This is a genomic window from Erwinia sp. Leaf53 (assembly GCF_001422605.1).
Taxonomy (GTDB): Bacteria; Pseudomonadota; Gammaproteobacteria; order Enterobacterales; family Enterobacteriaceae; genus Erwinia.
The window spans coordinates 598,481-616,883 of the sequence record NZ_LMLK01000012.1; the positions used below are offsets into that span (position 1 = coordinate 598,481).

Annotated in this window: 18 protein-coding genes; 10 read left to right on the forward strand and 8 right to left on the reverse strand. The window is 59.1% G+C overall.

Going from position 1 to position 18,403, the window contains the following annotated elements; genetic code table 11:
* Window positions 1-5 precede the first annotated feature (5 nt).
* The 7 genes from dnaE to ASF13_RS11490 all read left to right on the forward strand — a co-directional run bounded on the left by dnaE (window position 6) and on the right by ASF13_RS11490 (window position 9,998).
* Window positions 6-3,488, forward strand: coding sequence for a DNA polymerase III subunit alpha (gene dnaE, locus ASF13_RS11460; protein ID WP_056236320.1), 3,483 nt, complete (start codon window positions 6-8; stop codon window positions 3,486-3,488).
* Between the two features lie 12 nt (window positions 3,489-3,500).
* Complete coding sequence (gene accA / locus ASF13_RS11465) at window positions 3,501-4,460, forward strand: acetyl-CoA carboxylase carboxyl transferase subunit alpha (RefSeq protein WP_056236322.1); 960 nt, start codon at window positions 3,501-3,503, stop codon at window positions 4,458-4,460.
* Between the two features lie 135 nt (window positions 4,461-4,595).
* The gene (locus ASF13_RS11470; RefSeq protein WP_056236324.1) at window positions 4,596-5,381 is read left to right on the forward strand and encodes a hypothetical protein; all 786 of its coding nucleotides are present in this window, start codon (window positions 4,596-4,598) and stop codon (window positions 5,379-5,381) included.
* Window positions 5,382-5,462: 81 nt separating this feature from the next.
* On the forward strand, window positions 5,463-7,613 hold the full coding sequence (locus ASF13_RS11475; RefSeq protein WP_056236326.1) for a lysine decarboxylase LdcC: 2,151 nt from the start codon (window positions 5,463-5,465) through the stop codon (window positions 7,611-7,613).
* Between the two features lie 69 nt (window positions 7,614-7,682).
* The gene (locus tag ASF13_RS11480) at window positions 7,683-8,078 is read left to right on the forward strand and encodes a VOC family protein (protein ID WP_056236327.1); all 396 of its coding nucleotides are present in this window, start codon (window positions 7,683-7,685) and stop codon (window positions 8,076-8,078) included.
* A gap of 77 nt (window positions 8,079-8,155) precedes the next feature.
* A complete protein-coding gene (gene tilS, locus ASF13_RS11485; RefSeq protein ID WP_056236329.1) occupies window positions 8,156-9,676 on the forward strand; it encodes a tRNA lysidine(34) synthetase TilS in 1,521 nt (506 codons plus the stop codon).
* A 16-nt stretch (window positions 9,677-9,692) separates the two neighbouring features.
* The gene (locus tag ASF13_RS11490) at window positions 9,693-9,998 is read left to right on the forward strand and encodes a cytochrome c (RefSeq protein ID WP_056236400.1); all 306 of its coding nucleotides are present in this window, start codon (window positions 9,693-9,695) and stop codon (window positions 9,996-9,998) included.
* Between the two features lie 52 nt (window positions 9,999-10,050).
* Here ASF13_RS11490 and rof read toward each other — a convergent pair whose 3' ends face one another.
* Together rof and ASF13_RS11500 are read right to left on the reverse strand one after the other, a co-directional pair.
* Window positions 10,051-10,314: a Rho-binding antiterminator gene (gene rof / locus ASF13_RS11495; RefSeq protein WP_056236331.1), complete on the reverse strand. Its 264-nt coding sequence runs from the start codon at window positions 10,312-10,314 to the stop codon at window positions 10,051-10,053.
* A complete protein-coding gene (locus ASF13_RS11500; RefSeq protein ID WP_056236333.1) occupies window positions 10,301-10,501 on the reverse strand; it encodes a YaeP family protein in 201 nt (66 codons plus the stop codon). Before ASF13_RS11500 ends, rof begins: the two co-directional genes overlap by 14 nt.
* A gap of 131 nt (window positions 10,502-10,632) precedes the next feature.
* Between ASF13_RS11500 and ASF13_RS11505 the strand changes: the two genes are divergently transcribed.
* Together ASF13_RS11505 and arfB are read left to right on the forward strand one after the other, a co-directional pair.
* Complete coding sequence (locus ASF13_RS11505) at window positions 10,633-11,187, forward strand: YaeQ family protein (RefSeq protein WP_056236335.1); 555 nt, start codon at window positions 10,633-10,635, stop codon at window positions 11,185-11,187.
* A complete protein-coding gene (arfB, locus tag ASF13_RS11510) occupies window positions 11,184-11,600 on the forward strand; it encodes an alternative ribosome rescue aminoacyl-tRNA hydrolase ArfB (RefSeq protein WP_056236336.1) in 417 nt (138 codons plus the stop codon). Before ASF13_RS11505 ends, arfB begins: the two co-directional genes overlap by 4 nt.
* A 56-nt stretch (window positions 11,601-11,656) precedes the next feature.
* Here arfB and proS read toward each other — a convergent pair whose 3' ends face one another.
* The 6 genes from proS to metN all read right to left on the reverse strand — a co-directional run bounded on the left by proS (window position 11,657) and on the right by metN (window position 17,410).
* Window positions 11,657-13,375: a proline--tRNA ligase gene (gene proS, locus ASF13_RS11515; RefSeq protein WP_056236338.1), complete on the reverse strand. Its 1,719-nt coding sequence runs from the start codon at window positions 13,373-13,375 to the stop codon at window positions 11,657-11,659.
* A gap of 156 nt (window positions 13,376-13,531) precedes the next feature.
* Window positions 13,532-14,239, reverse strand: a complete 708-nt coding sequence (gene tsaA / locus ASF13_RS11520; RefSeq protein ID WP_056236401.1) for a tRNA (N6-threonylcarbamoyladenosine(37)-N6)-methyltransferase TrmO — start codon at window positions 14,237-14,239, stop codon at window positions 13,532-13,534.
* A gap of 89 nt (window positions 14,240-14,328) precedes the next feature.
* Entirely contained in the window at window positions 14,329-14,730 is a 402-nt protein-coding gene (gene rcsF, locus ASF13_RS11525) for an Rcs stress response system protein RcsF (RefSeq protein WP_056236340.1), read from the reverse strand.
* A gap of 150 nt (window positions 14,731-14,880) precedes the next feature.
* Window positions 14,881-15,696, reverse strand: a complete 816-nt coding sequence (locus tag ASF13_RS11530; protein ID WP_056236342.1) for a MetQ/NlpA family lipoprotein — start codon at window positions 15,694-15,696, stop codon at window positions 14,881-14,883.
* 36 nt (window positions 15,697-15,732) lie between these two features.
* Window positions 15,733-16,386, reverse strand: coding sequence for a methionine ABC transporter permease MetI (locus tag ASF13_RS11535; protein ID WP_056236344.1), 654 nt, complete (start codon window positions 16,384-16,386; stop codon window positions 15,733-15,735).
* A complete protein-coding gene (gene metN / locus ASF13_RS11540) occupies window positions 16,379-17,410 on the reverse strand; it encodes a methionine ABC transporter ATP-binding protein MetN (RefSeq protein WP_056236346.1) in 1,032 nt (343 codons plus the stop codon). Before metN ends, ASF13_RS11535 begins: the two co-directional genes overlap by 8 nt.
* Before the next feature lie 188 nt (window positions 17,411-17,598).
* Between metN and gmhB the strand changes: the two genes are divergently transcribed.
* The gene (gene gmhB, locus ASF13_RS11545) at window positions 17,599-18,159 is read left to right on the forward strand and encodes a D-glycero-beta-D-manno-heptose 1,7-bisphosphate 7-phosphatase (protein ID WP_056236348.1); all 561 of its coding nucleotides are present in this window, start codon (window positions 17,599-17,601) and stop codon (window positions 18,157-18,159) included.
* Window positions 18,160-18,403 lie beyond the last annotated feature (244 nt).

Below are 18,403 nucleotides of genomic sequence, written 5' to 3' on the forward strand. Positions count from 1 at the left end.
CACCGATGGCCGAACCCCGTTTTATTCATTTACGCGTGCACAGCGACTACTCCATGATCGATGGACTGGCGAAGACGAACCCGTTGGTGAAACACGCGGCGAAGATGAATATGCCGGCCATCGGCATCACCGATTTCACCAACCTGTGCGGGCTGGTGAAATTTTACGGCACCGCGCACGGTCAGGGGATGAAACCGATTATCGGCGCTGACTTTAACGTGGCCAGCGTGGCAATGGGCGATGAACTGTCGCAGATCACCGTGCTGGCGGCCGATAATGATGGCTATCAGAATCTGACGCTGCTGATCTCCCGTGCCTATCAGCGCGGCTATGGCCCGGCAGGGCCGACCATCGATCGCGACTGGCTGGCCGAACATCAGCAGGGGATTATCCTGCTCTCCGGCGGCCGCCGTGGCGACGTCGGTAAAATGCTGTTGCGCGGCAACGCCGCGATGGTCGCCGAGTGTCTCGGCTTCTATCAGCAGCATTTTCCCGATCGCTACTACCTTGAGCTGATCCGCACCGGGCGGCCGGATGAAGAGAGTTACCTGCACGCGGCAGTGGAACTGGCGATTGCCGAGGGCATTCCGGTGGTGGCCACCAACGAGGTCTGTTTCCTGCAAGAAACCGACTTTGACGCCCATGAAATTCGCGTGGCCATTCACGACGGTTTTACCCTCGACGATCCGAAACGTCCCCGTAACTACAGCCCGCAGCAGTATATGCGCAGCGAAGAGGAGATGTGTGAGCTGTTTTCGGACATCCCGGAAGCGCTGGAAAACAGCGTAGAGATCGCCCGCCGCTGCAACGTCACCATCCGCCTGGGCGAGTACTTCCTGCCGCAGTTTCCAACCGGTGAGATGACCACCGAAGATTTCCTGGTGCTGAAGTCGCAGGAGGGGCTGGAAGAGCGGCTTGAGTTCCTGTTCCCCGATCCTGAGGTGCGCGCCGCCCGCCGCCCGGAGTATGACGAGCGTCTGGATATTGAGCTCAACGTGATTAACCAGATGGGCTTCCCGGGCTACTTCCTGATCGTTATGGAATTTATCCAGTGGTCGAAGGATAACGACGTACCGGTCGGACCGGGGCGCGGCTCCGGTGCCGGGTCGCTGGTCGCCTACGCATTGAAAATCACCGACCTCGATCCGCTGGAATTCGACCTGCTGTTCGAACGTTTCCTTAACCCGGAACGTGTTTCCATGCCCGACTTCGACATCGACTTCTGTATGGAGAAGCGCGACAGCGTGATTGAGCACGTGGCGGAAATGTACGGCCGTGAAGCGGTTTCGCAGATCATCACTTTCGGTACCATGGCCGCCAAAGCGGTGATCCGCGACGTTGGCCGCGTGCTGGGCCACCCGTACGGCTTCGTTGACCGCATCTCCAAGCTGGTGCCGCCTGACCCGGGCATGACGCTGGAAAAAGCCTTTGCCGCCGAACCGCAGCTGCCGGAAATCTACGAGGCGGATGAAGAGGTCAAGGCGCTGATCGATATGGCGCGCAAACTGGAAGGCGTGACGCGTAACGCCGGTAAACACGCCGGTGGCGTGGTGATCGCGCCGACTAAAATCACCGATTTTGCGCCGCTATACTGCGATGAGAACGGCCAGTTCCCGGTCACCCAGTTCGATAAGAACGACGTGGAGTACGCAGGCCTGGTGAAGTTCGACTTCCTTGGCCTGCGCACGCTGACCATCATCGACTGGGCGCTGGCGATGATCAACGCCCGGCGCACCAAAGAAGGGCTGGATCCTGTCGATATTGCGACGATCCCGCTTGAAGATCAGAAAAGTTTCGATATGCTGCAGCGCTCGGAAACCACCGCCGTATTCCAGCTGGAATCCCGCGGCATGAAGGATCTGATCAAGCGCCTGAAGCCGGACTGTTTCGAAGATATGATCGCCCTGGTGGCGCTGTTCCGTCCGGGGCCGCTGCAGTCGGGGATGGTCGACAACTTTATTGACCGTAAGCACGGGCGCGAGGCGATCTCCTACCCGGATATTCAGTGGCAGCATGAGTCGCTGAAGCCGGTTCTGGAACCGACCTATGGCATCATCCTCTATCAGGAACAGGTGATGCAGATTGCCCAGGTGCTGGCGGGCTACAGTCTTGGCGGCGCGGACATGTTGCGCCGTGCGATGGGTAAAAAGAACCCGGTCGAGATGGCCAAGCAGCGCGGCGGCTTTGAGGATGGTGCGAAATCGCGCGGCATTGACGGCGAGCTGGCGATCAAAATTTTCGACCTGGTGGAAAAATTCGCCGGTTACGGCTTTAACAAGTCGCACTCTGCCGCTTATGCGCTGGTCTCCTACCAGACGCTGTGGCTGAAGGCGCACTACCCGGCGGAGTTTATGGCGGCAGTAATGACCGCTGATATGGATAACACCGAGAAAGTGGTTGGCCTGGTGGACGAGTGCTGGCGGATGGGGCTGAAGGTGCTGCCGCCGGACATTAACTCCGGCCTTTATCAGTTCCACGTCAACGAAGCCGGTGAGATCGTTTACGGCATCGGCGCGATTAAGGGCGTCGGCGAAGGCCCGATTGAAGCGATTATTGAGTCACGCAACGAGGGCGGCTATTTCCGCGAGTTGTTTGACCTCTGCGCACGCACCGACACCAAAAAGCTGAATAAGCGGGTGCTGGAAAAACTGATTATGTCCGGCGCGTTTGACCGGCTTGGCCCGCACCGTGCCGCGCTGATGAGCGCGCTGCCGGACGCGCTGAAGGCCGCCGATCAGCACGCTAAAGCAGAGGCGACAGGGCAGGCCGATATGTTCGGCGTGCTGGCCGAGGCGCCGGAGCAGGTAGAGAAGTCGTATGCCGACGTGACGCCGTGGCCGGAGCAGATCCAGCTGGATGGCGAAAGGGAGACTTTAGGTCTTTACTTAACCGGGCATCCGATTAACCAGTATCTGAAAGAAATTGAGCGCTATGTCGGTGGACAGCGCCTGAAAGACATGCACCCGACCGATCGCGGCAAGATGACCACGGCGGCCGGTCTGGTGGTGGCGGCCCGCGTAATGGTAACAAAACGCGGTAACCGTATTGGCATCTGCACCCTGGACGACCGCTCCGGTCGTCTGGAAGTGATGTTGTTTACAGATGCGTTGGATAAGTTCCAGCATATGCTGGAGAAAGACCGTATCCTGATCGTCAGCGGACAGGTCAGCTTTGATGACTTCAACGGCGGGCTTAAAATGATGGCCCGCGATATGATGGACATCGATGAAGCTCGTGAAAAATATGCACGTGGGCTTGCTATCTCGCTGACGGACAGGCAAATTGATGACCAGCTTTTGAACCGTCTCCGTCAATCCCTGGAACCCCATCGTTCGGGGACAATTCCGGTACATCTCTACTATCAGAGAGAGGATGCGCGGGCGAAGTTGCGCTTCGGTGCAACCTGGCGCGTGTCGCCGAGCGATCGTTTGTTAAACGATCTTCGGTCGTTGATAGGATCGGAGCAGGTGGAACTGGAATTTGACTAAAACAGGATTATTATGAGTCTTAATTACCTGGATTTCGAACAGCCAATCGCAGAGCTTGAAGCGAAAATTGATTCGCTTAAGTCGGTTGGCCGTCAGGATGAAAAACTGGATATTAATCTGGATGAAGAGATACAGCGTCTGCGCGATAAAAGCGTTGAGCTGACGCGTAAAATCTTCTCAGATTTGGGTGCCTGGCAGATCGCGCAGCTAGCGCGCCATCCGCTGCGACCGTACACGCTGGACTATGTCCGTAACGTGTTTACCGACTTCGACGAACTGGCCGGCGATCGTGCTTTTGCCGACGATAAAGCCATCGTTGGCGGTACCGCGCGTCTCAACGGCCGTCCGGTGATGATCATTGGTCATCAGAAAGGGCGTGAAACGAAAGAGAAGATCCGTCGTAACTTTGGTATGCCCGCGCCGGAAGGTTACCGTAAAGCGCTGCGTCTGATGGAGATGGCCGAGCGGTTTAATATGCCGATTATCACCTTTATCGACACCCCAGGCGCTTACCCTGGCGTTGGCGCGGAAGAGCGCGGCCAGTCCGAAGCTATCGCCCGTAACCTGCGTGAGATGTCCGGCCTGACCGTGCCGGTGATCTGTACGGTAATCGGTGAAGGCGGTTCCGGTGGTGCACTGGCCATCGGCGTCGGCGACAAAGTGAATATGCTGCAGTACAGCACCTACTCGGTGATTTCACCGGAAGGCTGCGCCTCAATTCTGTGGAAAAGCGCCGATAAGGCACCGCTGGCCGCCGAAGCGATGGGCATCATCGCTCCGCGTCTGAAAGAGCTTAAGCTGATTGACACGGTGATCCCTGAACCGCTGGGTGGCGCGCACCGCCATCCGCTGGTGATTGGCGAATCGCTGAAAGCGCAGCTGCTGGCCGATCTTGCCGAACTGGACGTGCTGACCAAAGACGAGCTGCTGGATCGTCGTTACCAGCGCCTGATGAGTTACGGCTACGCGTAATCGTTAACCGTCTTTGCACACGAAAGGGCCCCTGGGGCCCTTTTTTTATGCCTTTTTTTCAACATTCATCGCATAGAGGCCCGGCGGCCACTGGGTTAGTCTGCGGTTTCTGATAACGCAAAGGACGAGGTGAACATGGATATTAACCGACGCAAGCTGGCCTTCGGGCTGCTCTCTCTGCCGGCGGCGGCGGCGCTGAACGGCTGTGCCGTCCCGCCGCACTCGCCACGGCCGTCGGAGTTTCTGCCGCTGGCAACGGACCGGCTGGCGCTGGAGCTGGAGGATCGGTCCACCGCAGAACTGCTGGCACCCGCGATTGTCGATGCCGGCTTTATGATGGCCCCACCGAAAGACGAGATTGCCGCAGCCAGCCTGGTAATAGGCTTTGCCTTTGGCAATCGGCCCAATCCGCAGAACGACCCGAATAAGCTGGCGCTGCCCGGCCCGATGAACAGGGTGCTGGCGCACTGCTGCGCGGCGGTGTATCGCAAAAAAGCGCTGCCGATGTACCTGCAGTGGGAGATCGCCCGCTGCCTGCTGGCGCCGGAGTTCGCGGATATCCCCCGCCATGCCATTATCTCTATCGAACCGTACTGGGATGCGCAGGGCACGCTGGTCTATCTGAGCACCGACGGCGTGGTGGAGACGATTCTGAAAAACCACTTTGCTAACGATCCGACGCTGGCGGGCAATGCTGCCATCATTGGCCATCACGATCACGTTAAACGCTGCATCATTACCTGCCGTGGGCGCCGGATCCACGGCTTTGCCCCGCGTGGGATCGCGCTGCCGCGCTGGTATGATCGGCGATCGGCACAGCCGTGGACGCGCCGCCGCGATCTCTACGTGCTGCAGGACGTGGCGGCACAGCTGTCGATGGCCGCCCAGACGCGCATCGCCCAGGCCTACCCCAACGGCTGAGCAGAGCAACCGACGATCCGCTATGCTTAGCCTTTTTAATCGCCGCGGGCAGGGCTTGCCCGCGGCGCATGGAGGTAAGCATTGAATATCATCGCGATCGTCGGGCCGCATAACGCATTCTATAAAGATGAACCGATCCGTGAACTGGACGCCGCGTTAAAAGCCCGCGGTTTTCAGACCATCTGGCTGCAGGAGGCCAGCGGGCTGATTAAGCTGGTTGAGCATAATCCCCGCATCTGCGGCGTGATTTTCGACTGGGATGAGTACAGCCTCGAGCTGTGCAGTGAACTGAACCAGCTGAACGAGTACCTGCCGCTTTACGCCTTTATCAACACCCATTCAACGATGGACGTCAGCATCAACGAGATGCGCATGACGCTGTGGTTCTTTGAGTACGCGCTGAACGCCGCCGAAGATATCGCCCAGCACATTGGTCAGTATACGGATGAGTATCTGGAGACCATTACGCCGCCGCTGACCCGGGCGCTGTTTAACTACGTCAAAGAGGGAAAATACACCTTCTGCACGCCGGGACATATGGCCGGCACCGCCTTCCAGAAGAGCCCGGTCGGCTGCCTGTTTTACGACTTCTTCGGTGCCAATACGCTGAAGGCCGATATCTCGATCTCGGTCACCGAGCTCGGTTCGCTGCTCGATCACACCGGGCCACATCTGGAAGCGGAAGAGTATATCGCCCGCACCTTCGGCGCCGAGCAGAGCTATATGGTGACTAACGGTACCTCGACCTCAAACAAGATCGTCGGCATGGTGTCCGCCCCGGCGGGCAGCACCGTGCTGGTGGACAGGAACTGCCATAAGTCGCTGACCCATCTGCTGATGATGAGCGATATTGTGCCGATCTGGCTGAAACCGACCCGCAACGCGCTGGGCATCCTCGGCGGCATTCCGAAACGCGAATTTACCCGAGAAAGTATCGCGCTTAAGGTTGCAGAAACGCCGCGCGCCAGCTGGCCGGTGCACGCCGTGATCACTAATTCCACCTATGACGGGCTGCTCTACAACACCCGCTACATCAAAGAGACGCTGGAGGTGCCTTCGATCCACTTTGACTCGGCCTGGGTGCCCTATACCAACTTTCATCCGATCTATCAGGGGCTCAGCGGCATGAGCGGCGAACGCACGCCGGGTAAGGTGATCTATGAAACCCAGTCGACCCATAAGCTGCTGGCGGCATTTTCACAGGCCTCGCTGATCCACATTAAGGGGGATTACGACGAGCAGACCTTTAATGAAGCCTATATGATGCATACCACCACCTCGCCCAACTATGCCATCGTCGCGTCGATTGAGACCGCCGCCGCGATGCTGCGCGGCAACCCGGGGCGGCGGCTGATTAACCGTTCGGTGGAACGGGCGCTGCACTTCCGCCGCGAAGTCCAGCGGCTGCGTGAAGAGTCAGAGGGCTGGTTCTTCGATATCTGGCAGCCGGACGGCATCGATCAGCCTGCCTGCTGGCCGATCCAGCCGGGTGAGGAGGAGTGGCACGGCTTCCGCGATGCGGATGCCGATCATATGTACCTCGATCCGATCAAGGTGACGATCCTCACCCCCGGCATGAGCGAGCTGGGTGAGATGAGCGGTGAGGGGATCCCGGCCGCGCTGGTGGCGAAGTTCCTCGACGAGCGCGGCATCGTGGTGGAGAAAACCGGCCCGTATAATCTGCTGTTCCTGTTCAGCATCGGCATTGATAAAACTAAAGCGATGAGCCTGCTGCGCGGCCTGACCGAGTTTAAACGTGCTTATGACCTGAACCTGCGGGTGAAGAACATGCTGCCGGATCTCTATGCGCAAGACCCTGACTTCTACCGCAACATGCGCATTCAGACGCTGGCGGCGGGCATCCATGGCCTGATCCGCCAGCATGATTTGCCGCGCCTGATGTTAAAGGCCTTCGCTATGCTGCCGGAAATGAGACTTACGCCACACCAGATGTTCCAGCAGCAGATCAAGGGCAACGTGGAAACGGTGCCGATCGGCCAGCTGATCGGGCGGGTGTCGGCCAATATGATCCTGCCCTATCCGCCGGGGGTGCCGCTGGTGATGCCGGGTGAGACGATCACCGAAGAGAGCCGCGCGGTGCTCGATTTCCTGTTAATGCTGTGCAGTATCGGCGAGCAGTATCCGGGCTTTGAAACCGACATCCACGGTGCGACCCTGACGGAGGAGGGCGAGTATCAGGTGCGAGTACTGCGGCAGGGCCCGCTGGCGTAAGATGCTGTCATACCGCCCCTCTGGCGCTGCGCGCGGCAGGGGGCTGACTATCCGTTGTAAGGAGCTAACATGTCGGGTTTAACGTTAACGAAGGTGCACCACGTGGCGATTATCGCCAGCGATTACCACGTCAGTAAGGTGTTCTATACCAAAATTCTTGGCTTCACGCTGATGGGCGAGGTTTACCGCGAAGCGCGCGACTCGTGGAAAGGCGATCTGGCGCTGAACGGTGCCTATACCCTTGAGCTGTTCTCGTTTCCTTTCCCGCCCGCGCGGCCGTCTCACCCGGAAGCCTGCGGCCTGCGTCATCTGGCCTTCAGCGTCACCGACCTGGATGCGGCCATTGCCCACCTGACCGCCCATCAGGTGTCCTGTGAGCCGGTGCGCACCGATCCGCTCACCGGTAAGCTGTTTACCTTCTTCAGCGACCCTGACGGTTTGCCGTTAGAGCTGTATCAGGCATAGAATAGAGCGCCTTAACCCTCACCCCGCGAGGGTTAAGCAATCATCCGACGATTCACGCACTCTGTTCAGGTAATCTCATGTCCGCTCTTGCCCATCTTGAACCGCTGCTGGTGGCCGAACAGGCTGTGATGCTGGCCTACAGCGGCGGCCTTGATTCCAGCGTGCTGCTGCATCAGCTGGTGTTGCTGCGCCGGCAGCGGCCTGAACTGCGGCTGCGTGCGGTGCATATCCACCATGGTCTTAGCCCGCATGCCGATGGCTGGGCAGAGCACTGCCGTCAGCAGTGTGCGCAGTGGCAGGTGGCGCTCGAGGTGGTCAGGGTGCAGCTGGACGTCCGCGAAGGCGGGGTGGAAGCGGCAGCGCGCGCGGCGCGCTATCAGGCGTTGCGGCAGCGGCTTAAGCCTGGAGAAACTCTGCTCACCGCGCAGCATCAGGACGATCAGAGCGAAACGCTGCTGCTGGCGCTGAAGCGCGGCAGCGGCCCGGCCGGGCTGGCGGCGATGCCGCTGGAGGGCCGGCTGGGCGAACATCGTCACCTGCGACCGCTGCTGGCGCAAAGTCGTGGTCAGCTGGAGCGCTGGGCGGCGGAGCACCAGCTGTGCTGGATTGAGGATGAGAGCAATCAGGACCCGCGCTACGATCGCAACTTCTTACGCCTGCAGGTGCTGCCACTGCTGGCCTCGCGCTGGCCGCACTTCGCCGCCGCCAGCGCGCGCAGCGCGGCCTTATGTGGCGAGCAGGAGCAACTGCTGGACGAGCTGCTGGCGGAGTCGCTACAGGCGCTGGTGGCCGCCGACGGCAGCCTCGACGTGGTACCGCTGCTATCGCTCAGCGAAGCGCGGCGCTCTGCGCTGATGCGGCGCTGGATTGCCCGTTGCCAGGGCGGCATGCCGTCGCGCGCCGGGCTGCAAAAACTGTGGCAGGAGGTGGTTTGTGCCCGTCCCGACGCCGAGCCGCGTCTGCGTATCGGCAAGGCGGAAGTGCGCCGCTTTCGCGAACGGCTGTACTGGCTGCCGCTGCTCGCCAGCGTGAGCGACGTGATGCTGCCGTGGCCGGCACCCTGGAAGCCGCTGCCGCTGCCGGGGGGGCTGGGTGAGCTTCTGCCTGGCCCGCAGCCGGAGGCGCAGGATGGCAGCCAGTTAAATCAGGACGGCCAGCCGGTGCCAGAAGCGCAGCAGACAGACATCGCGCTGCTGCCGGTTGATGACGTAACCAGGCCGTGGCTGGCCGCGTCAGGTAGTGGTGGCACGTTGCCGGCACTCGCCGCAGCAGATGCCTGTGGTTCACTGTCGTCCGGAGATGCGGCGGGCAATATTCTGCCGCCGGGCGACGTGCTGTTTCTCCTGCGCCCACCGCTGCCTGGTGAGGCGGTCAGCGTGCGTTTTCAGGCGCAGGGGCGCTTTCATATCGTCGGGCGCAACGGCAGCCGTCCGCTGAAAAAGCTGTGGCAGGAGCTGGCGGTGCCGCCCTGGCAGCGCGAACGCATCCCGCTGATTTTTTATGGCGATTGCCTGATGGCCGCCGCGGGCCTGTTTATTACCCGTGAAGCCGAGCCGCAGTCCGTCGCAACGGCCTGGCAGATCCGCTGGCGCCGGTAACCTTAAGAGAGCAATGATGAAGATGATATTAACCCTGCTGCTGGCCGCCAGCCTGCCGGCACTGGCCGCTGGCGACGCCAGCCGCGGGCAGGAGAAGTCGGCGCGCTGTCTGGCCTGCCACGGAGCCCAGGGCAAGGCGGTCGCGCCGATCTATCCGAACCTGGCCGGACAGCCGGCACCCTATCTGGAGCTGGCGTTACAGGCCTATAAGTCCGGCGGGCGCAGCGGCGGGCAGGCGGAAGTGATGAAAGCGTTTGTGGCGGGATTAAGTGATGAGGATCTGGCCGACCTGGCCGCGTATTACGCCGGGTTGCAGCCCTGAAAACAGACGGGGCGGATAATCATCCGCCCCGTTGCTATCCGTGCAGCACAGGTTAGTCGGATTCGCTGACCACAATGGTGCCCAGATCCGGGTGGCTGAAGCTGGCGATATGATCGAGGCGCAGGTCGCGCAGGCTCCCCGCCTCTTCAACGCTGAGATATTCCACGTTTTTACGCGAGACCATATCTTTGGCTTTCGCCTTCAGCTTTTCACCGTCCTTCAGCTCCAGCGCCAGCAGCCACTGATTCTGGCAGGCCAGCTCCAGGTTGTCGTAATCATCGCAATTGATCGGGGTGTAGGCTTCATTCGTCAACATAGTCGCTCACCAATAAGTTGGCGGCAGCAAAGGCTGCCTGTTCCCTGATGGAAGAGTGTAGCTCAGGATTGGCCGCTACCTCATCAAGTGCTTTCAAAGCGCACGCCAGCGGATCCGGCACGTACCCCAGAGCGCCACTGCCGATCTCGGCATATTTGCGGCGAACTAACTCACAATACTGTTGCACAGGTACCTCCTTCAGCTTTTTCTCTGGCTATTCTCCGACTATAGCACAGCCATTTATGGGAAATCAGCCAGCCGACAGGTGATTTACGGGTGCATCAGGTACAATAGCCGGCAACGACGATAAGGATCCTTATGGCACTGAAAGCAACGATTTACAAAGCCACGGTTAACGTCGCGGATATGGACCGCAACGTGTTTCTCGATCACACCCTGACGCTGGCCCGTCACCCCTCGGAAACGGAAGAGCGTCTGATGCTGCGGCTGCTGGCCTGGCTGGTGCACGCCAACGAACGGCTGAGCTTCACCCGCGGCCTGAGCGCCGAAGACGAGCCGGAACTCTGGCAGCTTAACGATCACAACGGCATTGACGTGTGGATTGACCTTGGCCTGCCGGACGAGCGTCGCATCAAAAAAGGCTGTAGCCGCTCACAGCAGGTCTGGCTGTATGCTTATAACTGGCGTGCGGCGCAGCCGTGGTGGCAGCAGCATCAGAACAGGCTGACGCAACACGACAACCTGACGGTACGCTACCTGAACGATGAACAGCTCAGCGCCCTGACCACGCTGGCTTCGCGTTCCATGACGCTGCAGGCCACCATTCAGGACGGCACCATCTGGCTGTCGGATGACACGCATCATCTGGAAATCACCTTTGAGCAGTGGCTGGAAAACGGGAAGCTCAGATGATTATTTTGTCACGTAGCGTCACCATTCCCGATGCCGAAATCGAGATTACCGCGATCCGCGCGCAGGGTGCCGGTGGTCAGCACGTGAATAAAAGTTCAACCGCTATCCACCTGCGCTTTGATATCCGCGCCTCCAGCCTGCCCGAGTTCTATCAGCAGCGCCTGCTGGCCGCCAGCCACCATCTGATCACCCCGGACGGGGTGGTGATTATCAAAGCGCAGGAGTACCGCAGCCAGGAGATGAACCGCGAGGCGGCGATGAAGCGGCTGGAGAACCTGATTCAGGAGCTGACGGTAGTGGAGAAAACGCGGCGGGCAACGCGGCCAACCCTGGCGTCGAAAAAACGCCGGCTGGAAGGCAAAGCGCGTCAGTCAGCGACTAAATCGTTGCGTGGGCGCGTGAAGGGCGATTAGCTTGCGGCAAAAAAAAGCCACCGCCTCAGGCGGTGGCTGATGCGTAGCGAACGGGCTTAAACGCCCAGTTCGCCGGCCAGGAAATCAACGATTTCGCTGGTTTTCAGCATGCGTTTGTCGCCGCTGCGGCGCGCTTTGTATTCAACTTCTTCATTGTCGAGGTTGCGCTCGCCAATCACGATGCTGTGCGGCACGCCAATCAGCTCCATATCGGCAAACATCACGCCCGGACGCTCCTTACGGTCATCAAGGATCACATCAATCCCTTTCGCCCGCAGGGTAGCGTACAGCTCTTCGGCCAGGTCTTTCACGCGGAACGACTTGTGCATGTTCATCGGCAGGATCGCTACCTGGAACGGCGCCAGCGCCGCCGGCCAGATAATGCCGCGCTCGTCGTGGTTCTGCTCAATGGCCGCCGCCACTACGCGGGTGATCCCGATACCGTAGCAGCCCATGGTCATCACCTGGTTGCGGCCATCTTCACCCTGAACTGTGGCTTTCATCGCTTCCGAGTATTTGGTGCCGAGCTGGAAGATATGGCCCACTTCGATACCGCGTTTAATCTGCAGGGTACCCTGACCGTCCGGGCTGGCGTCGCCTTCCACCACGTTACGGATATCCGCAACCTGCGGCAGCGGCAGGTCACGCTCCCAGTTAATGCCGCGCAGGTGCTGGCCGTCGATGTTGGCGCCAGCGCTGAAGTCACTCATCGCTGCAACGGTGCGGTCGGCGACGATTGGCATCGGCAGGTTGACCGGGCCGAGTGAACCCGGACCCGCGTTAACCAGCGCACGGATCTCTTCTTCGGTGGCGAAGGTTAACGGGGCGGCAACGATCTCAATCTTCTCAGCTTTGATTTCGTTCAGCTCGTGATCGCCGCGTACCAGCAGCGCAACCAGCGTATGGCCGCTCTCTGCGGTGGCTTTCACCATCAGCGTTTTCACGGTTTTTTCCACCGGCAGGCCAAACTGGGCCACCAGTTCGGCGATGGTTCTGGCGTCCGGGGTAGCGAACTGGCTCAGCGCTTCCGCGGGAGCAGCGCGGCCTGCGGCCGGCGCGACGGCTTCGGCTTTCTCAATGTTGGCCGCATAGTCGGAACCGGTTGAGAACACCACGTCATCTTCACCGCTCTGGGCAAGCACCTGGAACTCATGCGAGGCGCTACCGCCGATCGAGCCGGTATCTGCATCCACCGCGCGGAAGTCGAGGCCCATGCGGCTGAAACTCTGGCTGTAGGCGCGGTACATCGCGTCGTAGGTTTCCTGCAGAGATTCCTGGGTGGTATGGAACGAATACGCATCCTTCATGATGAATTCGCGTGAACGCATCACGCCAAAGCGCGGGCGCACCTCATCACGGAACTTGGTCTGAATCTGGAACAGGTTCAGCGGCAGCTGCTTGTAGGAGCTGAGTTCGTTACGGATCAGATCGGTGACCACTTCTTCATGCGTCGGGCCAAGCACAAACGGGCGCTCGCCGCGATCGACAAAGCGCAGCAGCTCCGGGCCGTACTGCTCCCAGCGTCCGCTCTCCTGCCACAGGTCCGCAGGCTGAACCACCGGCATGGAGATTTCAATCGCGCCAGCGTTGTTCATCTCTTCGCGCACGATGTTTTCAACTTTCTTCAGCACGCGCAGGCCGGTTGGCAGCCAGGTATAGAGACCGGAAGCCAGTTTGCGGATCATCCCGGCGCGCAGCATCAGCTGGTGGCTGATCACTTCGGCGTCGGCAGGGGTCTCCTTAAGGGTGGAGAGCAGGTATTGAGTAGTACGCATGAGTTAAGGTTCCATATAAACGGAAAGCTACTACCCCCGATCGGTCATTTGGCCGGCCGCAGGCTGGCTGAATTCACCAGGGGGTAAAATAGGGTGTCAAAATCCTGGCGGCTAGTGTAACAGCGTGACCGGTGAGTCAAAAGATGTCCGGTAAAATTAACGCGGATCGATGCCGGTGACTTCGGTACCCGCAGCGGTCACCCGCCAGCGCACGTTAAAGTCCAGCAGCCAGGCGGCATATTCGCGGTCGGGCTCTTCGCCCTTGCGGTAAGCGGGACGCGGATCCTGCGCCAGCACCTGGCTGATAAAGCGTTCAAGGTGCGGGTAGCGCGCCAGCTGCCCGTGCAGCTGCTCGCGTGCTGACGGGGTAAAGATGACCGGCATATCGGCAGCGGGTGCCTGCTGGGCAAAACCGGCCCGCGCGTCCGGCACCGATTCGGCAAACGGCAGGTAGGGCTTGATGTCGATCACCGGCGTGCCGTCGACCAGGTCAAGGCTGCCCAGTTCGAGGATCACCTGCTGCTGTTCGCAGCGGATGCCCTTCAGCTCGACCAGCGACATGCCGATCGGGTTCGGCCGGAAGGTGGAACGGGTGGCAAACACGCCCATGCGCGCGTTGCCGCCGAGGCGTGGCGGGCGTACGGTCGGTCGCCAGCCACCGGCCATCGTCTGGTGGAAAACAAACACCAGCCACAGATGGCTGAACGCCTCCAGCCCCCTGACCGCATCCGGCTGATTATAGGGGGGCAGCAAACGCAGTTCGCCGCCGCCGTCGGCAATCAGGCCGGGCTGTCTGGGCACGGCAAATTTCTCCTTCCACGGGGAGTGAATAGTGCCGATCTGCTGGAAGGAAAAAGTGGACATAGTGGCTTTACTCGTCATGGCTGAATGCGGTGAAGTGGCCTGCCAGAGAGGAGGCCGGCCACGCAAAGAGGTCGCCCGCGCAGGAGCGTTTATTTGGCAACGTTGAGGGCTGAGCCCTGACAAATCGCCTGGCGGTAGCAACCCGGAGCAGAGGTGACGATCTCACACTTGTGTACCAGCACCGCGTTGGCCTTCATGCCGGAGGCACGCACCTGCAGCCGCTTACGCGCGGTCGCCAGGTTCGGCGGCGAGTCCTGGGCGCTGCTCTGGCAGTCTTCCCCGTAGACTTCACCCAGATCGCGGAACGGTTTGCTGACCAGGTCCGCAGCATCGGTATAGAGCTTCACCGGGGCAGGGCGCGGAGCCGTTTTGGTGCGTTCCGGCTCTGCCTGCGTTGACGGCGGCAGCGGGGTGACCGGTTTGTAAGGTTTAGGCACCAGTGAGCACCCTGTCAGCGCGAACGCTAACAGACAAAGCGGCAAAGCACGCATGGGGAATCCTTATGTTCAGTAAAAAGTGGCGTTATTGAACCAAGCCAGCAGGGAAATAACAAGCAGAGAGCGGAGGAGTCGCAGGGAATCGGTCAGGCAAGGGGAGAGGAGAAAGAGAAACGGGCGACCGGAGCCGCCCGTCGGCTGAACTTACCAGCCTTTCACTGCGCCGCCGTTGAACACTTTGTTCGCGGCGTCGTTCACTTCGTCAGACTGATAGGCCTGCACGAATTTCTTCACGTTTTCCGCGTCTTTGTTATCTTCGCGGGCCACGATCAGGTTGGTGTACGGAGAGTCTTTGTCTTCAACAAAGATGCCGTCTTTTGCCGGAGTCAGGCCAATCTGGCTGGCGTAAGTGGTGTTGATCACCGCCAGGGCGATCTGCTGATCGTCCAGCGAGCGCGGCAGCTGAGGGGCTTCCAGCTCAACCAGCTTCAGGTTTTTCGGGTTCTCTACCACGTCCAGCGAGGTTGGCAGCAGGCCCACGCCATCCTTCAGCTTGATCAGACCTACTTTCTGCAGCAGCAGCAGTGAACGGCCAAGGTTAGTCGGGTCGTTAGGGATAGCCACCTGATCGCCGGCCTTCAGTTCATCCAGCGATTTGATTTTCTTCGAATAACCGGCGATCGGGTAGACGAAGCTGTTACCGACGGAGACCAGCTTATAGCCGCGGTCTTTAATCTGCTGATCCAGGTAAGGCTTGTGCTGGAAGGCGTTAACGTCGATGTCACCTTTGCTCAGCGCTTCGTTTGGCAGCACGTAGTCGTTAAAGGTCACCAGCTCAACGTCGAGGCCGTATTTATCTTTGGCCACTTTCTGCGCCACTTCAGCAACCTGCTGCTCTGCACCGACGATCACACCCACTTTAATGTGGTTTGGATCTTTGGCCTTCTGGTCGCAACCCACCAGTGCCAGTGAGCCGATCAGCGCGCCAACGGCGGCAAACGTTTTAAGATTAAAAGACATATCCCTTCCTTAAATAGAGAGAACTTACCGTTATGTTTACTTGTGAGTAACCGCACGAACGATGCGATCGCCACAGAGCTGAATTAAATACACCAAAATGACCAGCAGAACCAATACCGTGTTCATCACCGTGGCATTGTAACCGATGTAGCCGTACTGATAACCAATCTGCCCGAGCCCGCCGGCACCGACCGCGCCGCCCATGGCCGAGTAGCCCACCAGAGTAATCAGAGTAATAGTAGCGGCATTGACCAGACCCGGCAGCGCCTCCGGCAGTAAAACTTTGCGCACGATCTGCAGCGGGGTGGCACCCATCGCGCGTGAGGCCTCAATCAGGCCACCCGGCAGTTCCAGCAGCGCGTTCTCCACCATACGCGCAATAAAGGGCGCGGCACCCACGGTCAGCGGCACGATCGCCGCCTGCAGGCCAATCGAGGTACCGACAATGGCGCGGGTAAACGGAATCATCCAGACCAGCAGGATGATAAACGGAATAGAGCGGAAGATATTGACCGTTGCCGAAAGCACGCGATACACCGCCGGGTTGGCGATAATCTGCCCCGGACGCGTCACGTACAGCAGCACCCCGACCGGCAGGCCGAGTACGAAACCAAAGAAGCCGGAGACAAAGGTCATCATCAGGGTTTCCCAAATGCCGCGGCCCATTAACCACATCATTGCCTCAGACATAACCTAATACCTCTACCTTTACGTGATGCTCATGCAGGAATGCGATGGCCGCTGCGGTGTCCTGCGGCTCTCCATGGATCTCGGCCAGCATAATGCCGAACTTCACGCCGCCGGCGTAATCCATCTGCGCGCTGATAATGTTGTTATTAACGTTGAACCGACGCGCGGACTCCGACAGCAGCGGGGCATCCACCGACTGACCGGTGAACTCCATGCGCAGCAGCGGCACCTTGCCGCCGGTTGCCGTTGGGGTCAGGCGCTGCAGATAGTCTTCCGGAATGTCCAGATGCAGCGTTGACTGGATAAACTGCTGCGCCAGCGGGGTTTTCGGGTGAGAGAACACTTCGCTTACCGTGTCCTGCTCGATCAGCTGGCCGTTGCTGATCACCGCCACCCGATCGCAGATGCGTTTCACCACGTCCATCTCATGGGTGATTAACAGAATGGTAATGCCCAGACGCCGGTTGATGTCTTTAAGCAGCTCGAGGATCGAACGGGTGGTTGCCGGGTCCAGCGCGCTGGTGGCTTCATCACACAGCAGCACTTTCGGGTTGCTGGCCAGCGCACGGGCAATCGCCACGCGCTGTTTCTGTCCGCCGGAGAGGTTAGCGGGCCAGGCATCGCGTTTATCCGCAAGGCCAACCAGTTCCAGTAGTTCAGTCACACGCTGAGCGATATCGGCTTTGGACAGGTTGCCCAGCTCCAGCGGCAGCGCGACGTTACCGGCCACCGTGCGCGAGTTAAGCAGGTTAAAGTGCTGGAAGATCATGCCAATCTGGCGGCGTGCCAGCGTCAGTTCACCGGCGGACAGGCGCGTCAGGTCCTGGCCATCAACCAGCACCTGGCCTGATGTCGGGCGTTCTAACAGGTTAACGCAGCGAATCAGCGTACTTTTACCGGCACCAGAAGCGCCGATAACGCCATAAATTTGTCCGGCAGGCACCTCAAGGCTGACGTCGGTCAGCGCGGTGATGGTGCGTGTACCCTGCTGGAACACTTTGGTGATATGGGAAAGTTTAATCATTGATTTATTTATTATCGCGGTGGGTGTTGTCCGTGGTGTCCAGTTTAGTGTATCCGCACTAAAAGGGTGTTGATGTGGATGTTAAGGCATCCAGACGTCTAAATCAATCTCAGTCGCCCAAACGCCCATTCTCCTTATTCTGTTAATCATGCGATAATCGACGGCAAATCTTTATCAGGAGTAAGTCAGTGGCTAATAAGGTTCCGGCAGTTTTTCTCGATCGTGATGGCACTATTAATGTCGATCACGGTTACGTCTCTGAAATCGATAACTTTGAGTTTATCGACGGTGCTATCGACGCCATGCGTGAGCTGAAGGCGATGGGCTTTGCGCTGGTGCTGGTGACGAACCAGTCCGGTATTGCCCGCGGCATGTTCAGTGAAGATCAGTTTATGCAGCTTACCGAATGGATGGACTGGTCGCTGGCCGATCGTGATGTCGATCTGGATGGCATCTTTTTCTGTCCGCACCACCCGGAAGCAATAGTAGAAGAGCTGCGTCAACGGTGTGAATGTCGTAAGCCACAGCCGGGCATGTTGCTGTCCGCGCAGCAAGAGCTGAACATTGATATGGCGGCTTCTTATATGGTTGGCGATAAAATTGAAGACATGCAGGCCGCTGCTGCTGCCGGAGTCGGTAAAAAAGTGTTAGTTCGTAGCGGTAAACCGGTCACTGCAGAAGGTGAAAGCGCAGCGGATTGGGTGCTCAATAGCCTGAAAGAGCTGCCTGCACGCATCAAACAGTCTTAAAATGCAGCATTGCGGGTGAACTTTAAGCAAGTGGAAGATAATTTAAGATTTCCACTTGCGTTCCCGAAGCGGCTCCCTATAATGCGCCTCCATCGACACGGAACAACGGCTTACAGGCCAGCGTGTTGAAAGGTTCAGGAAGTTCTGAACCGCCGGAAAAAACTTCTCAAAAAGAAGTTGACTCCGAAGGAGGAAAGCGTAATATACGCCACCTCGCAACAGGAAGCTTCGGCACTGATTGCAC

Bases quoted from the DNA above. Each gene is read 5' to 3' on its own strand.
- dnaE (WP_056236320.1), top strand. From the start codon at position 6: ATGGCCGAACCCCGTTTTATTCATTTACGCGTGCACAGCGACTACTCC.
- accA (WP_056236322.1), top strand. From the start codon at position 3,501: ATGAGTCTTAATTACCTGGATTTCGAACAGCCAATCGCAGAGCTTGAA.
- ASF13_RS11470 (WP_056236324.1), top strand. From the start codon at position 4,596: ATGGATATTAACCGACGCAAGCTGGCCTTCGGGCTGCTCTCTCTGCCG.
- ASF13_RS11480 (WP_056236327.1), top strand. From the start codon at position 7,683: ATGTCGGGTTTAACGTTAACGAAGGTGCACCACGTGGCGATTATCGCC.
- tilS (WP_056236329.1), top strand. From the start codon at position 8,156: ATGTCCGCTCTTGCCCATCTTGAACCGCTGCTGGTGGCCGAACAGGCT.
- ASF13_RS11490 (WP_056236400.1), top strand. From the start codon at position 9,693: ATGAAGATGATATTAACCCTGCTGCTGGCCGCCAGCCTGCCGGCACTG.
- rof (WP_056236331.1), bottom strand. From the start codon at position 10,314: ATGTTGACGAATGAAGCCTACACCCCGATCAATTGCGATGATTACGAC.
- ASF13_RS11505 (WP_056236335.1), top strand. From the start codon at position 10,633: ATGGCACTGAAAGCAACGATTTACAAAGCCACGGTTAACGTCGCGGAT.
- arfB (WP_056236336.1), top strand. From the start codon at position 11,184: ATGATTATTTTGTCACGTAGCGTCACCATTCCCGATGCCGAAATCGAG.
- proS (WP_056236338.1), bottom strand. From the start codon at position 13,375: ATGCGTACTACTCAATACCTGCTCTCCACCCTTAAGGAGACCCCTGCC.
- tsaA (WP_056236401.1), bottom strand. From the start codon at position 14,239: ATGTCCACTTTTTCCTTCCAGCAGATCGGCACTATTCACTCCCCGTGG.
- rcsF (WP_056236340.1), bottom strand. From the start codon at position 14,730: ATGCGTGCTTTGCCGCTTTGTCTGTTAGCGTTCGCGCTGACAGGGTGC.
- ASF13_RS11530 (WP_056236342.1), bottom strand. From the start codon at position 15,696: ATGTCTTTTAATCTTAAAACGTTTGCCGCCGTTGGCGCGCTGATCGGC.
- ASF13_RS11535 (WP_056236344.1), bottom strand. From the start codon at position 16,386: ATGTCTGAGGCAATGATGTGGTTAATGGGCCGCGGCATTTGGGAAACC.
- metN (WP_056236346.1), bottom strand. From the start codon at position 17,410: ATGATTAAACTTTCCCATATCACCAAAGTGTTCCAGCAGGGTACACGC.